Source organism: Sinomonas sp. T428B, from assembly GCF_056780155.1.
Window position 1 is genome coordinate 3,742,654 of record NZ_JBRAZR010000001.1, and the last position, 13,904, is coordinate 3,756,557.

A 13,904-nucleotide genomic window follows, 5' to 3' on the forward strand; every position below is an offset into this window, starting at 1 on the left:
CCCTAGCCCTGGAACTCGAGGAAGACGGTCTCGTCCTCGCCCTGGAGGCGCACGTCGAAGTGCAGCGAGCCGTCGGCGAGGCGCTCGGCGACGAGGGTCTTCCGGCGGGCCGGCTCGAGGGAGGACAGGAGCGGGTCGTTCGCGAGGGCCTCGGCGTCTTCGGGGAGGTACACGCGGGTGAAGAGGCGGTTCATGAGGCCGCGGGCGAAGACCGCCATCGCGATGAACGGCGCCTTGCCGGGCTCGGTCGGGCCCGGATTGACCGTCGTGAAGGTGTACTTGCCCGTGTTGCCGACGGGCGTGCGGCCGAAGCCCGTGAAGGTGTAGCCGTCCCGCACGAGCGAGCCGGTCTCCTTGACGATGTTGCCCTCGGCGTCGGCCTGCCAGATCTCGAGGATCGCGTCCGGGATCGGCTGGCCGTTGCCGTCGTAGACCGTGCCGGTGAGGCGGATGCTGCCGGGCGTGCCGGGCGCCAGGAGCTCGCCGCCCTTCTCGTACGGCAGCGCGTAGCCGAAGAAGGGGCCGACGGTCTGGCCGGGGGTCGGGGTCAGCTTCTGTGCCTGCTCACTCATGGTCTTCGCCCTGCTCTCCGTAGGCTTCGTTCTCGGTCCACGTCCGCTTCGGGCCGGTGAGCACGATGTCCCACTCGTAGCCGAGAGCCCACTCGGGCGAGGTGAGGTCGTGGTTGTACGTCGCCACGAGGCGGTCGCGGGCGTCCTGGTCCACGATCGACTGGTAGATCGGGTCCAGCGGGAAGAGCTGGTCGCCCGGGAAGTACATCTGAGTCACGATGCGCTGCGTGAACTCCGTGCCGAAGAGGCTGAAGTGGATGTGCGCGGGGCGCCACGCGTTGAGGTGGTTCTTCCACGGGTAGGCGCCCGGCTTGATCGTGAGGAACTCGTACGAGCCGTCGGGGCCAGTGATGCAGCGGCCGACGCCGGTGAAGTTCGGGTCGAGCGGGGCCGGGTGCTGGTCGCGCTTGTGGATGTAGCGGCCGGCCGAGTTGGCCTGCCAGATCTCCACGAGCTGGCCCGCGACGGGGCGCCCGTCCCCGTCGAGCACCTTGCCCTTGAGGATCATGCGCTCCCCGAGCGGCTCGCCGCCGTGCTGGATGGTCAGGTTCGACTCGAGCTCGTGCACGTCCTGGTGGCCGAACGCGGGGCTGAAGAGCTCGATGGTCTCCGGGTCCGCGTGGTGCAGGCTCTTGGTGGGATGCCGCAGGATCGAGCTGCGGTAGGGCGGGTAGTCGACGCGCGGCTGCGTCTCCGCGGGCGCGCCGGCTGCGACCGACGCCTTGTAGGACTCCTCGATGTCCCGAATCTCGCGGCTGACAATCGCCTGATTGTCAGCCGCGGCGTCCGACGACTTGACGGGCTCGCCCATGGACTCTCCTCACGGTTGCTTGCTTCATTGCCAACTGCCCCGCGCTTGGCACGGCATCCTCGTTCAGGGTAGACCGCTGTTCGCATTCTGCACAAGTGTTCGCGATGCGAACGCAATGAGGAGCCCGGGCGGGTTCGGGGCGGTCCTGTCAGCGTAGGCCGCGGCTCACGGTGGGGGCTATGGATCTTCCGTTCAACGGAAATCCTCGAGGGGATGGGCGCGCAGGTGATCTGGAGTCACGCGAGGCAACGATTCGCCGCGGGGCGTCGTGCCTTTCGTCATGCACACGTCACGGGACTACATCGCGAGACCTCGCCCGTCATCCACCTCGGCTCGCGCCGCAGCCCGCGCGAGAATTCCCGGCAAGAGCACAGAAGCCGAGAATGCCGATGGGAGGCCCACATGGCCGCAGCAATGGAAGAGGCCACCACACTCGACGCCGCAGACGTCAAGGAGGCCTTCGCACGGTTCCCGACCGGTGTCGTCGCGATCGCCGCCGTCGACGGACGCCAGAAGGCCGGCCTCGTCGCCTCGTCGTTCACGGTCGGCGTCTCGCTCGAACCGCCGCTCGTCACGTTCGCCGTCCAGAACACGTCGACGACGTGGCCCAGGCTGCGTCTGGCCCCGCGGCTCGGCGTCTCGGTGCTGGCCCATGACCAGGCCGCGGCCTGCCTCCAGCTGGCCCGACGCACCGGGGACCGGTTCGGCGGGATCGACACGAGGCTTACCGACCAGGGCGCCGTCTTCATCGCGGGGGCAGCAGTCCAGCTCGACTGCGAGATCCGGTCCGAGATCCCCGCGGGCGACCATCAGATCGTCGTCCTCGAGGTCAAGGGCCTCCCTGTCGGGCCGTCAGCCCCGCTCGTCTACCACGAGTCGTCCTTCCGCCCGCTGGCCTGAGGGGGCGCCTACCCCCGCGCGCACGACGGCGGGCGGCGGCACCCGCCGTCGTGCCCGCCGGGGAGCCGGCAGCCCAGAAGGAGGCCTACCGCGGCGTGAGCCGGTAGACGGTCGCGCCCCCGACCGCGGTCGCCTCGTAGTTCTCCGCGACGTAGGCCGCGATCTCGGAGTTCCTGCCGGGGCCGCCGCGCATGCCGCCCATGCCGCCGCCGGCGATGAAGTAGCCGATCTGCCCGTCGGCCACCATCTGCTTGAACTGGTCCAGGCTGGGGTACGGGTCCCCGCCGCTGAAGCCGCCGAGGGCGATCACACTCGTGCCCGTCGCGAGTTCGAGGCTCGCCGCGGAGGGCGCGCCCGTGATGATGGCGGACCACTTGGTGGTGGTGGACGCCAGCAGCGCGTTCAGCTCGGCGTTCGAGGCGGTCTCGCCACCGAACCCGCCGGGCGCACCGCCGGCGCGCTCTCCCGAGCCCTCGTTGGGGAGGGTCCCGCCGTCGGTCATTCCTGCACGTGCACCCATCGCGCCGAGGCCGCTCGCCCCGGTGGGGCCCGAGGCGGGGCTGGAGCCGGTATGGCCCACCGATGCCGTGGCCACGGCGTAGGCGGCGGAGCCGAGGCCCCCCGCGAGCAGCGCGGACACGGCGATGGCAACGGCGCCGAGCCGGAGCCGGTCGAAGCGCACGAGCAGGCCGAGGGCCGCGAGGACGCCCAGGGCGATGACGACGACCTTGAGCCACGGCAGCCACGTCTCCTCGCGGCCGAGCAGGATCCCGCTCCAGATGCCCGCGGCGAGCACGACGGCGGCGAGGGTCGCCCGGGCGGGCCAGCCGGCGCGCCGCCTCCAGAGCTCGGTGGCGCCGATGCCGACGAGGGCGGCGATGCCCGGGGCGAGCTCGATGGAGTAGTACGAGTGGATCGTGCCGCTCATGAAGCTGAAGACCGTCGCGGTCAGCAGCGTCCAGCCGCCCCAGAGCACGAGGGAGGCGCGGACCAGGTCGGTCCGCGGGGCGCGGCGCGTGAACCAGAGCCCGGCGGCGAGCAGGATGAGTGCGGCGGGCAGCAGCCACGAGATCTCGAGCCAGAAGGCGGGGCCGAACATGCGTGTCAGCCCCGGCGAGCCCCCGAACCCGCCATGCACTCCCAGGCCCCCGAAGGCCTCAGCACTCCCCGGGTCCACACCGCCCTGGGCAGCACCACGGGCAAAGTCGCCGCTGCCGGCAAAGTCCGCATCACCGTTGCCGCCGCCGAAGATCCGCCGGAGGCCGTTGTAGCCGAAGGTCAGCTCGAGGAAGCTGTTGGTCTGCGAGCCCGCCATGTACGGGCGCGCCGAGGCCGGTGTCAGCTGGAAGGCGAGGACGTAGCTGCCGGCGACTGCCACGATTCCGGCCAGGGCCGCGCCCAGATGCGCGAGGCGCCGGCCGAGGGTGGTCGGGGCGGCCCACAGGTAGGCGAGGGCGAGCCCCGGGACCACGATGAAGCCCTGGAGCATCTTGGTCAGGAAGGCCAGCCCGATCGCGGCCCCGGCGGCAGCGAGCCACGTCCAGCCGGCCTTCTCGATCGCGCGCACCGTCAGGTATCCGGCGAGGACGACGAGGAAGGTCAGCATCGCATCGGGGTTGTTGAACCGGAACATGAGCGCCGCGACGGGCGTGGCCGCGAGCGCGGCCCCCGCCATGAGGCCCGCGGCCGGGCCGCCGACCCGCTTCACGGCCGCGTACAGCAGCGCGACCGCGGCCACGCCCATGAGGGCCTCGGGCAGGAGCATCGTGAAGGAGTTGAAGCCGAAGACCCGGCCGAGCAGGCCGGGGATCCACAGGGAGGCCGGCGGCTTGTCCACGGTGATCGCGTTGCCGGCGTCGAGGGAGCCGAAGAACCAGGCCGTCCAGTCCTTGGTTCCGGCCTGGATGGCGGCGGCGTAGAAGCTGTTGGCGTAGCCCGAGTTGGTGAGGTTCCACAGGTAGAGCAGGCCCGTGGCCACGAGGAGGGCGGCGGCGGAGGGCCGGACCCACCGGGGCCGCGCCGCGGCCTCGCGTCGAGGGCGGGCATCGGCGTGGGCGGGGCTGTCCACGGGGCGCAGGGGCTCCCGGGCGAGGTCGGCAGTCATGTCCTTCTTTCGGTCTGCTGGGGACGGGTCTGGGCGAGGGAGGCAGCGGGCGTCATCGGGCCGCTGTGCGGCGGCGCCGGAAGACCCAGAGCCGGAAGAGGAGGAACTTCACGGCGGTCGCGGCGAGGTTCGCGGCGGTGACCACTCCGATCTCGAGCCAGCGTCCCGGCGTCGTGAGCCCGTGGACCCAGGCGAGCGCGCCCGAGGTGAGCAGAAGCCCGAGGCCGAAGACGACGAGGCCCTCCAGATGCTGTCGGGCAAGCTGTGCGGCGCCCAGGACACCGAAGGTGAATCGGCGGTTGGCGGCCGTGTTGGCCACGGCGGTGATCAGCAGCGCGGCGAAGTTCGCGGCCTGGGCGTCGAAGAAATCGCGCCCGAGGATGTAGAGGCCCATGTAGGCCAGCGTGGAGACGACGCCGATGGCGCCGAAGCGCACGAGCTGGCCGAACAGGCTCTGCCGGACGCCGGCCTCCTCGGTGCGCGCGACGGCGGGCAGCGGCCCTCGCGCGAGCGCCGCCTGGAGTTGGCCGAGGGGGATGCGGCCGCGCGCCATGTCCACGGACATGCGGCACATGCCGCGGAGGTCGTCCACGGCGGTCTGGACGATGGCCACCTTCGAGTCCGGATCGTCCGTCCAGTCCACGGGGACCTCGTGGCAGCGCAGCCCGCAGCGCTCGGCCAGCACCAGCAGCTCGGTGTCGAAGAACCAGGCCTTGTCCAGGGTGTGCGGCAGGAGGTGGCGGGCCACGTCGGCGCGGATCGCCTTGAAGCCGCACTGCGCGTCGCTGAAGCGGGCTCCCATCACCGAGTGCAGGAGGAAGTTGTAGGAGCGGGAGACGAACTCGCGCTTCGGGCCGCGGACGACCCGGGACGTCCGCGCGAGCCGGGTTCCGATCGCGAGGTCCGAGTGGCCCGAGACGAGCGGGGCGACAAGCGGCCCCAGCGCGTTGAGGTCCGTGGAGAGGTCCACATCCATGTACGCGAGCACGGGCGAGTCCGAGGACAGCCAGACCTGGCGCAGGGCGTTGCCGCGGCCCTTCTCGGGCAGGTGGACCACCCGCAGCTCCGGCAGCTCGCGGCCCAACCGCTCCGCCACGCGCAGCGTCCCATCCGTCGAGGCGTTGTCCGCGACCGTGATGCGGAAGGTGAGCGGGACGTCCCGCGAGAGGTGGGCATGGAGGCGGCGGATGCACTCCTCGAGGTCCTTCTCCTCGTTGTACACCGGGATCGTGACGTCGAGGACTGGGATGCCCAGCTCGGCCAGCGCGGCGAGGTCGAGCGCCGTCCCGGGCGTCGACGGGAGCGTCCGGCCTGCCTGGGACGGGGAGTCCGTGAGTGTCATGCCTCGACTGTCCGGGCCCGGGTTGTGCCTCGCGTATCCCCCAGCTGTGCGGCCGCTGTGACTCCCCGAGGCCGACGAGGTCGCCTCAGTGTGGGCTGGTTCACGACGGCGTCTTGTCGCGGGGGCTGGTCAGGCTTAGCATTGTGTGAGCGATATTAGAACGTTGAGTTCTATTATCGAACACGTTGAATCGAGCACAGCTTGGCTGGCGAGAGGTCGCCACCCCACAGAGAAGTGAGGAAACCCCGTGCAGTTCCACCACCACGGCTACGTATCCGGCGACCCGCGCGTCCAGCCGGCCGCCGGCGTCGGCATCGACCGGCCCGAGGAGCTCCCCGACGAGGTCGACGTCCTCATCGTGGGCACCGGCCCCGCGGGCATGATCGCCGCCGCGCAGCTCGCCCAGTTCCCCGACGTGACCACCCGCATCGTCGAGCGCCGCCCCGGGCGGCTCGCGATCGGCCAGGCGGACGGCATCCAGGCCCGCAGCGTCGAGACCTTCCAGGCCTTCGGCTTCGCCGAGCGGATCACCGCCGAGGCCTACCACATCACCGAGATGAACTTCTGGGTCCCGGACCCGGCCAACCCCTCCAACATCGTCCGCAGCTCCCGCGCGGTCGACGACGAGATGGGCATCAGCGAGTTCCCGCACCTGATCGTCAACCAGGCCCGCGTCCTGGACTACTTCGCCGAGTTCGCGAAGAACTCGCCCACTCGCCTGACGCCGGACTACGGCTACGAGTTCCGCTCCCTCGAGGTCACCGGCGAGGGCGAGTACCCCGTCGTCGTCACCCTCCTGCACACGGCGGGCGAGCTCGAGGGCCGCGAGCGCACGGTGCGCGCCAAGTACGTCGTGGGGGCCGACGGCGCGCGGAGCAAGGTCCGCGAGTCGATCGGCTGCACGCTGGCCGGGGACCAGGCCAACCACGCGTGGGGCGTCATGGACGTCCTCGCGGTGACCGACTTCCCGGACATCCGCACCAAGTGCGCGATCCAGTCGCACGACGGCGGCAGCATCCTCCTGATCCCGCGCGAGGGCGGCCACCTCTTCCGGATGTACGTGGACCTCGGCGTCGTGCCAGCGGACGACCACGGCGCGATCCGCAAGACCCCGCTCGAGGAGGTCATCCGCAAGGCGAATGAGATCATCCACCCCTACACGCTCGAGGTGCGCAACGTCGCCTGGCACAGCGTCTACGAGGTGGGCCACCGCCTCACGGACCGGTTCGACGACGTCGTGCCCGCCGAGAAGGGGGCGCGCACACCGCGCGTGTTCATCGCCGGCGACGCGTGCCACACGCACAGCGCGAAGGCCGGCCAGGGCATGAACGTCTCGATGCAGGACGGCTTCAACCTCGGCTGGAAGCTCGGCCACGTGCTCGAGGGCCGCAGCCCGGAGAGCCTCCTCGCGACCTACTCGGCCGAGCGCCAGGTGATCGCGCAGAACCTCATCGACTTCGACAAGGAGTGGTCCACCCTCATGGCGAAGAAGCCGGAGGAGTTCGAGAACCCCTCGGACCTCGCCGACTTCTACGTGCGCACCGCCGAGTTTCCAGCCGGATTCATGACGCAGTACGCGCCGTCCATGCTCACCGCCGAGGCCACCCACCAGGACCTCGCGACGGGCTTCCCGGTGGGCAAACGCTTCAAGTCCGCGCGCGTGGCCCGGGTCTGCGACACCAACCCGCTGCACCTCGGCCACCAGGCGACGGCGGACGGCCGCTGGCGCATCTACGTCTTCGCCGACGCCGCCGCGGCAGGCGAGCAGTCCGCCGTCGCCGACTTCGCGGAGTGGCTCTCGGCCTCGCCGGAGTCGCCCCTCGCCGCGACGCCCGAGGACCTGGACCGCGACGCGTGGTTCGACGTCAAGGTGGTGTACCAGCAGAAGCACGCGGACGTCGACATCAACGCCGTCCCGTCGGTGTTCAAGCCCTCGGTGGGGCCGTTCCAGCTCACGTACCTCGAGAAGGTCTACGCGACGCTGCCGGGCGAGGACATCTTCGAGGTGCGCGGGATCGACCGCGGCGGCGTTGTCGTCGTCGTGCGCCCGGACCAGTACGTGGCCAACGTCCTGCCGCTCACGGCGACGGCGGAGCTCGGCGCGTTCTTCGCGGGCATCCTCAAGGGCCGCGCCACGGCCTCCGCCTGACCCCTGCCGCTTCGCCGGATGTGCCGCGGGGGCTTGGGAGCCCGTGGCCGGGGTAACGGTCGCGTGCGGGAGGCCGACGGCGGCTGCCGTCGCAGGATGGGGGCGACGCCGCCGGCCTCCCAGCAGGGACAGACACCGGCAGGACAGGCATGAGCCGAAGGAGTGCGCCATGATCGAGCGCGGCAGCGACAAGCACGGACCGCATCTGGACGACCAGATGAAGCACGAGTCGGACCCGGCCGTGAAGGGCGGCCAGCCGGCCCACCGCGAGGAGTTCCGCCAGACGGAGCCCTTCCCGGACGACACGGACGACGTCGAGACCCGCGCCGCCATGGAGCGGGACCTCGGCCCGGACGCCGGGATGCAGGAATCCGCATCCAAGGGGCCCGAGGGACCCGAGGGCGAGCCCAGCATCGAGTGAGCCTCGGCATCGGGCGGGGTCACGGCCGGAGGGGGGCCGACCGTTTGCCCCAGGTGCGCGCGGGGAAAGACGGGTGGACGAGTCCAGACGACGCGCCCAGAACTCGCCTGAGGAGGAGCCATGGCTTCCGCACACGACGACAGCAAGGACCCCTACGGGACCGCCGGTGAGGAGGCGTCCACGAACGAGCCCGTCGCGGCCCCGGACGGCTCCGACGAGGAGCTGGACGTGGACACCTCGACGCCTGGCCCCGCCCGCCTCCGCCGGCACATCTCGGCCGCGAACGTCAACCAGACCATCCCCATAGAGCAGGCGCAGCTGGAGACGGACAGCGGCGCCGAGGAGGGGCAGCCATGACGGCTTCGAATCCCGGCAGCCCCGACCGCCCGGTTCCCCCGTCCGGGGGCGGGCCAGGCGCGGGCTCCGGCGCCGGGTCCGGCACGGGCCCCACCCCGCGCCGCCCGGCCGAGCCGCGCGTGACGAGGGCCAGCGTCATGTGGGTCGCCGTCGTCGGGGCCCTGGTCCTCTTCGTCCTCCTGGTCGTGTTCTTCATCCAGAACCAGGACCTCGTGCTCGTGCGGTTCCTCGGGTTCGACGGCGCCGTTCCCCTCGGCCTCGCGCTGTTCATCGCCGCCGTCGCCGGCGGAGTCCTCGTCGCCGTCGTCGGCGCGGTGCGGATCATCCAGCTCCGCGCGGCCACCCGGCGGGCGCTGCACCACAAGCCCACAGCCTGACGTATCGGCCTGGCCGGGCGCTATATGCCGCCGGCTGGCCCCAATGCGGGAGAGAATGCCCTCGTGCCCATCCTCCCCGCAGATCGTGACCCCCGCCTCATCACCCTGCGCCGGGGCGGTACTCTGACCGACGAGCACCATAGGCTCCTCGCCGCGTGGGCGGCCCTCTGCGCCGAGCACGTCCTTCCCCTCTTCGAGCACGAGCAGCCTCAGGACTCGAGGCCCCGTGACGCCCTTGCGATCGCACGCTCCTGGATCCGCGGCGAGGTGCACATGCGCAGCGCGCATCAGGCCGCCTTCGTGGCGAACGCCGCTGGGCGCGGGCTGCCCGACCCGGCGAAGTTCGCGGCCCTTGCTGCCGGCCAGGCGGTGGCCGTGGCCCATGTCGCGGCCCATGATCTCGGGGCCGCAGCCTATGCCATCAGGGCCGCCGCAGCCTCAGCGCCGGCAGGCCAGGGAGAGTCAGCCCGCCTTCGGGAAAGGGACTGGCAGCGGGAGCGCATCCCCCTCGAGGTCCGGGACCTCGTCCTCGATGATCAGCGGCGCCGGAGCTCGATCTGCTGGAACGCGTTCGACGACTGAGCCTGGCGAACGCCCCAGGGCTGTGCTCGGCTGATCGGAGGGCTGACGCGGGAGGCGCCCCGGCGTATCGTCGGTGGCGTAGACGACCGGAAGGACGGCCACCCATGAAGGTCGAATCCTGGCTCTTTGGGACGGGAGCGTTCATCTTCATCCCGCTCGCGGCCATCTACGGATGGCTCACCGACTGGTCGGAGTGGGTCGGCATCATCGGGCTGCTCCTGCTGGGCGGACTGTCCATCATGATCGGCTCCTACCTCATGGTCACCTCCCGGCGCGTCGGAAGCCGGCCGGAGGACCGCGAGGACGCCGAGATCCATGAGGGCGCCGGCGAGCAGGGCCACTTCAGCCCGTGGAGCTGGTGGCCGATCACCCTCGGGGGCGCGGCCGCCATCTCGCTCCTCGGCGTGGCCATCGGCTGGTGGCTCCTCTTCATCGGGGCAGGCGTAGCACTCGTGGGGCTCATCGGCTGGGTGTTCGAGTACAGCCGCGGAGACCACGCGCACTGAGCCCACGCCGGACCTGCGCGGGGCCTTCTGTGGCGGGCCCGGCCTCCCTTACCCTGTAGCGGTCCCGAGTGAATCGCCCGCTGGGACGCTGGGGCCCGGCGAGGCGGTGTCGACGCCGAAGGAGCGCGCCATGTCCACCAACCCCAGCAGCACCCCGATCCTCGTCACGACCCTGAGCAAGAAGTCCCACGACGAGCCTGACGAGCGGCGGAGCCCCGAGAAGTCCCAGATCGACATCGTCCACGTGGGCGACTACACGATCGGCCGGTTCACCTTCGAGCCCGGCTGGCGCTGGTCGGAGTGCATCAAGCCGGTCGTGGGCACTGACAGCTGTCAGAACAATCACGTCGGGTACTGCGTCTCGGGCTCGCTCACCGTCCGCCTCGTCAGCGGCGAGGAGGCCACGGTCAAGGCCGGCGACTCCTACACCATCCCGCCGGGGCACGACGCGTGGGTCAACGGCGACGAGAAGTTCGTCGGCCTCGAGTTCGTCAGCGCCGCGACCTACGCCAAGGCGGACTGACGGCCCGCCTCAGCCGATCTTCTCCGCTAGGGCGATGATGATGCCCGCCGGGCCGCGGAGGTAGCAGAGCCGGTACACGTCCTCGTACTGCACGACGTCGCCGAGGAGCTCCGCGCCGTGGCCTCGCAGGCGGGCGAGGGTGCCGTCGATGTCTTCGACGGCGAACATGACGCGATGCAGGCCCAGGGTGTTCGGCGGACTCTCCGGCGCGGCCAGTGCGGCGGGGGCGTGGTACTTGGTCAGCTCGAGCCTGCCGTGGCCGTCCGGCGTCCGCATCATCACGATCTCGCTGCGGACGCCGTCGAGCCCCACGGTGCGGTCCGCCCAGACGCCTTCGATCGGCGCCCTCGCTTCCATCTCCATGCCGAGGTCGGTAAAGAATGCGACGGCCGCGTCCAAGTCATCGACGACGATCGCGACGTTGTCCATCCGCTCAATAGCCACAGGGCTTTCCTCTCGTAGGCCAGATCCTTATCGGACAGCCTTTCAGACCGCCAGCCCAGCTGCCCTCCCCCGCATGTGCTTCCCTGGCCCGCATGTGCTTCCCTGGCCCGCATCTGCTGCCCTGATCAGGGCAGCAGATGCGGCGAAAGGCAGCAGATGCGGCCGACGACGCCGCTCGGCCGCTTCGTCAGGCGGCCGCCGGCTGGGGCGCGAGGGCGAGATCCGCGGCCCCGATGGCCCCGGCGAGGGGGCCGAGGGTCGCGGCTTGGAGCGTCGGGCGGGAGCGTGGCCGGGTGACCTCGACGGCCGTGAGGGCCTCCTGCACGACGGCGAGGAACCGCGGGTCAGTGCCGAGTCCACCGCCGAGGACCACAATGTCGGGGTTCAGGGCGGCGGCGAGGAAGGAGATCCCGCGCACGAGGTGCCCCGCGACCGCCTCGACGACGGCGCGGGCCGCCGGATCGGCGTCGGCGGCGGCGAGGACGTGGTGGCTCGCGCTCGGGCCACCCCATCCCGCCGCCACGGCCGCCCGGTGGAGGGCGCCGCCGCTCGCATAGCGTTCCCAGCAGCCCCGGGACCCGCACGTGCACGCCTCCCCGCCGGGCACGAGCGGCAGGTGGCCGATCTCCCCCGCGGCCCCGGTGGCCCCGCAAAGGAGCCGCCCGTTGAGGACGAAGCCGCCCCCGAGCCCAGTCCCGACCGTGATCAGCGCGAAGGCGTCACCGCGCCGGTGCCCGCCGAAGCGGTACTCCGCCCAAGCCGCCGCATTCGCGTCGTTGGCCACGTGGATGAATGCGCCCTCGGGGACACGGTCGGCAATCCGCCCCGCAATATCCACGTCGGCCCAGCCGATGTTCGGCGCCGAGGCGATAACTCCCGTGGCCGGGTCGACATCGCCCGGGACGGCCAGACCGACCCCGGCCAGCGGCCTTGCCGCGGCGTGGGCGGCGACGATGTCCGCGATGAGGTCGACGACCGCGTCCCCCTCGCGCGGAGTGGGAACAGTGGCGGTCTCCAGGACGGTGCCGTCTCCGTCGAGGATCGCCGCAGCGATCTTGGTGCCGCCGACGTCGAGGCCGAGCGAGCAGGCCATCGACGTCACGTCCGGATCCAGGCGGTGGCCTGGCCCGGGAGCCTGCCGTCCTCGAGCGCCGCGCTCGCGAGGAGCACCTCGCCCGCGGGCAGCTCGACGGGGGCGTCGCCGAAGTTGGCGACGACGTGCCAGCCGCCCGGGCGGGCGAAGTGCAGCGCCTCGGGGCTGTCCGACTCGATCCAGTCGAGCCGCTCCTCGCCCTGGAGCTCGCGCCGCAGGGCGAGCGCCGAGCGGTAGAACGAGAGGGTCGACGCCGGGTCCCCCGCCTGGGTGCCGGCGGCGAAGTCGGCGAACCACCGCGGCTGGGGAAGGTGGGCCCCGCCAGGGCCGAAGCCGAACGAGGAACCCTCGGTAGGTGCGGCTTCCCACGGCAGGGGGACGCGGCAGCCGTCCCGGCCGATCTCGACGCCCCTGTTGCGGAAGAAGGACGGGTCCTGGCGGTCGGCCTCCGGGATCCGGCCGACCTCCTGGAGGCCCAGCTCCTCGCCCTGGTAGAGGTAGGCGGAGCCGGGAAGCGCGAGCATGAGCAGGGTCGCGGCCTTGGCCCGACGCAGGCCCATCGGGATGTCCAGCTCGGCGGGGTCACCGCCGTCGAGGAGCCACGACTTCCCGTCCGTTCCGCCGGCGCCGGACGCCTTCGGGAGCGCGTAGCGGGTGGCGTGGCGGACGACGTCGTGGTTGGAGAAGACCCAGGTCGAGGAGGCGCCGGACTCCTCGGCGAAGGCCAGGTTGTCCTCGATGATCTTCCGGAACTGCGCGGCGTCGAAGTCGGCCTGGAGGAGGTCGAAGTTGAAGGCCTGGCCCAGCCCCTCGGGCGAGGCGTACCGGGCGCGTCGGTGGCTCTGCACCCAGGCCTCGGCGACGGCGGTGCGCGGCGGGTCGTACTCGTTGAAGACCTTCCGCCACTCGGCGTAGATCTCATGCACCTCGTCGCGGTCCCAGATGGGGTGCTCGCCGTCGCGGAAGGCGTCGTGCCCGCCGAGGATGGTCCTGACCGCGTCGAAGGCCGGGTCGAGGTTCTTCGTGAGCCCGTGCGCGACGTCGATGCGGAAGCCGTCGACGCCGCGGTCGGCCCAGAAGCGCAGGGTCGTGAGGAAGTCCTCGCGCACCTCGGGGTTGTCCCAGTTGAGGTCGGGCTGCTCCTTGGCGAAGAGGTGGAAGTACCACTGACCCGGGCTGCCGTCAGCTTCGGTGATGCGCTCCCACGCGCCGCCGCCGAAGATCGAGGTCCAGTCGTTGGGCGGGAGCTCGCCGTCCTTGCCCTTGCCGTCGCGGAAGATGTACCGGTCGCGGGCCGGCGACCCCTTCGGCGAGGCGAGGGCCTCCTGGAACCACGCGTGCCGGTCCGAGGAGTGGTTCGGGACGATGTCCACGATGACCTTGATCCCGGCCTCGTGGAGGGCCGCGACCATCTCGTCGAACTCCGCCAGGGTGCCGATGCGGGGGTCGACGTCGCGGTAGTCGTCGACGTCGTAGCCGCCGTCCGCGAGGGCCGAGGGGTAGAACGGGCTCAGCCACACGGCGTCGACCCCCAACTCCTTGAGGTACGGCACCCGCGAGATGATCCCCTTGAGGTCGCCGACGCCGTCGCCGTTCGCGTCCGCGAAGCTGCGCGGATAGATCTGGTAGACCGCCGCCTGGCGCCACCAGTCGGCGTCGCTGGCCGTGCCCACGGGGTTCGGGGCGGTGAAGGTGCTGGTCATGGACACGTCTGGAGTCTCCT

Annotated in this window: 15 protein-coding genes; 8 read left to right on the forward strand and 7 right to left on the reverse strand. The window is 71.3% G+C overall.

Annotated elements, in window-relative coordinates:
* Positions 1–2 precede the first annotated feature (2 nt).
* Together pcaG and pcaH are read right to left on the reverse strand one after the other, a co-directional pair.
* Complete coding sequence (gene pcaG, locus ACUYMY_RS17320) at positions 3–572, reverse strand: protocatechuate 3,4-dioxygenase subunit alpha (RefSeq protein WP_481704757.1); 570 nt, start codon at positions 570–572, stop codon at positions 3–5.
* Positions 565–1,383 (reverse strand): protocatechuate 3,4-dioxygenase subunit beta, encoded by an 819-nt coding sequence (gene pcaH / locus ACUYMY_RS17325; protein WP_481704758.1) that lies wholly within the window; start codon positions 1,381–1,383, stop codon positions 565–567. Before pcaH ends, pcaG begins: the two co-directional genes overlap by 8 nt.
* Positions 1,384–1,785: 402 nt before the next feature.
* Between pcaH and ACUYMY_RS17330 the strand changes: the two genes are divergently transcribed.
* Positions 1,786–2,283 carry a flavin reductase family protein gene (locus ACUYMY_RS17330; protein ID WP_481704759.1) on the forward strand — a complete coding sequence of 166 codons (498 nt, stop codon included), beginning with the start codon at positions 1,786–1,788 and terminating at the stop codon, positions 2,281–2,283.
* An 85-nt stretch (positions 2,284–2,368) separates the two neighbouring features.
* Here the strand turns inward: ACUYMY_RS17330 and ACUYMY_RS17335 are convergent, their stop codons facing one another.
* Positions 2,369–4,387: an ArnT family glycosyltransferase gene (locus ACUYMY_RS17335; RefSeq protein ID WP_481704760.1), complete on the reverse strand. Its 2,019-nt coding sequence runs from the start codon at positions 4,385–4,387 to the stop codon at positions 2,369–2,371.
* Between the two features lie 52 nt (positions 4,388–4,439).
* Positions 4,440–5,729, reverse strand: coding sequence for a bifunctional glycosyltransferase family 2/GtrA family protein (locus ACUYMY_RS17340; RefSeq protein ID WP_481704761.1), 1,290 nt, complete (start codon positions 5,727–5,729; stop codon positions 4,440–4,442).
* 247 nt (positions 5,730–5,976) lie between these two features.
* Between ACUYMY_RS17340 and ACUYMY_RS17345 the strand changes: the two genes are divergently transcribed.
* The 7 genes from ACUYMY_RS17345 to ACUYMY_RS17375 all read left to right on the forward strand — a co-directional run bounded on the left by ACUYMY_RS17345 (position 5,977) and on the right by ACUYMY_RS17375 (position 10,644).
* Complete coding sequence (locus tag ACUYMY_RS17345; RefSeq protein ID WP_481704762.1) at positions 5,977–7,878, forward strand: FAD-binding monooxygenase; 1,902 nt, start codon at positions 5,977–5,979, stop codon at positions 7,876–7,878.
* A 169-nt stretch (positions 7,879–8,047) separates the two neighbouring features.
* Entirely contained in the window at positions 8,048–8,299 is a 252-nt protein-coding gene (locus ACUYMY_RS17350; protein WP_481704763.1) for a hypothetical protein, read from the forward strand.
* Positions 8,300–8,419: 120 nt separating this feature from the next.
* Positions 8,420–8,656, forward strand: coding sequence for a hypothetical protein (locus tag ACUYMY_RS17355; protein ID WP_481704764.1), 237 nt, complete (start codon positions 8,420–8,422; stop codon positions 8,654–8,656).
* Positions 8,653–9,033: a lipopolysaccharide assembly protein LapA domain-containing protein gene (locus ACUYMY_RS17360; RefSeq protein WP_481704765.1), complete on the forward strand. Its 381-nt coding sequence runs from the start codon at positions 8,653–8,655 to the stop codon at positions 9,031–9,033. The genes ACUYMY_RS17355 and ACUYMY_RS17360 overlap by 4 nt, the downstream gene beginning before the upstream one ends.
* Before the next feature lie 63 nt (positions 9,034–9,096).
* Positions 9,097–9,615 carry a putative immunity protein gene (locus ACUYMY_RS17365; protein ID WP_481704766.1) on the forward strand — a complete coding sequence of 173 codons (519 nt, stop codon included), beginning with the start codon at positions 9,097–9,099 and terminating at the stop codon, positions 9,613–9,615.
* A gap of 104 nt (positions 9,616–9,719) precedes the next feature.
* Positions 9,720–10,121, forward strand: coding sequence for a cytochrome c oxidase subunit 4 (locus ACUYMY_RS17370; protein ID WP_481704767.1), 402 nt, complete (start codon positions 9,720–9,722; stop codon positions 10,119–10,121).
* A 130-nt stretch (positions 10,122–10,251) separates the two neighbouring features.
* Positions 10,252–10,644 (forward strand): cupin domain-containing protein, encoded by a 393-nt coding sequence (locus tag ACUYMY_RS17375; RefSeq protein ID WP_481704768.1) that lies wholly within the window; start codon positions 10,252–10,254, stop codon positions 10,642–10,644.
* 9 nt (positions 10,645–10,653) lie between these two features.
* Here the strand turns inward: ACUYMY_RS17375 and ACUYMY_RS17380 are convergent, their stop codons facing one another.
* From ACUYMY_RS17380 to ACUYMY_RS17390, 3 genes are all read right to left on the reverse strand, one after another.
* Complete coding sequence (locus ACUYMY_RS17380) at positions 10,654–11,088, reverse strand: VOC family protein (protein ID WP_481704769.1); 435 nt, start codon at positions 11,086–11,088, stop codon at positions 10,654–10,656.
* A gap of 187 nt (positions 11,089–11,275) precedes the next feature.
* Positions 11,276–12,181: an ROK family protein gene (locus ACUYMY_RS17385; protein ID WP_481705092.1), complete on the reverse strand. Its 906-nt coding sequence runs from the start codon at positions 12,179–12,181 to the stop codon at positions 11,276–11,278.
* 5 nt (positions 12,182–12,186) lie between these two features.
* Entirely contained in the window at positions 12,187–13,884 is a 1,698-nt protein-coding gene (locus tag ACUYMY_RS17390) for a glycoside hydrolase family 13 protein (protein WP_481705093.1), read from the reverse strand.
* Between the last annotated feature and the right edge of the window lie 20 nt (positions 13,885–13,904).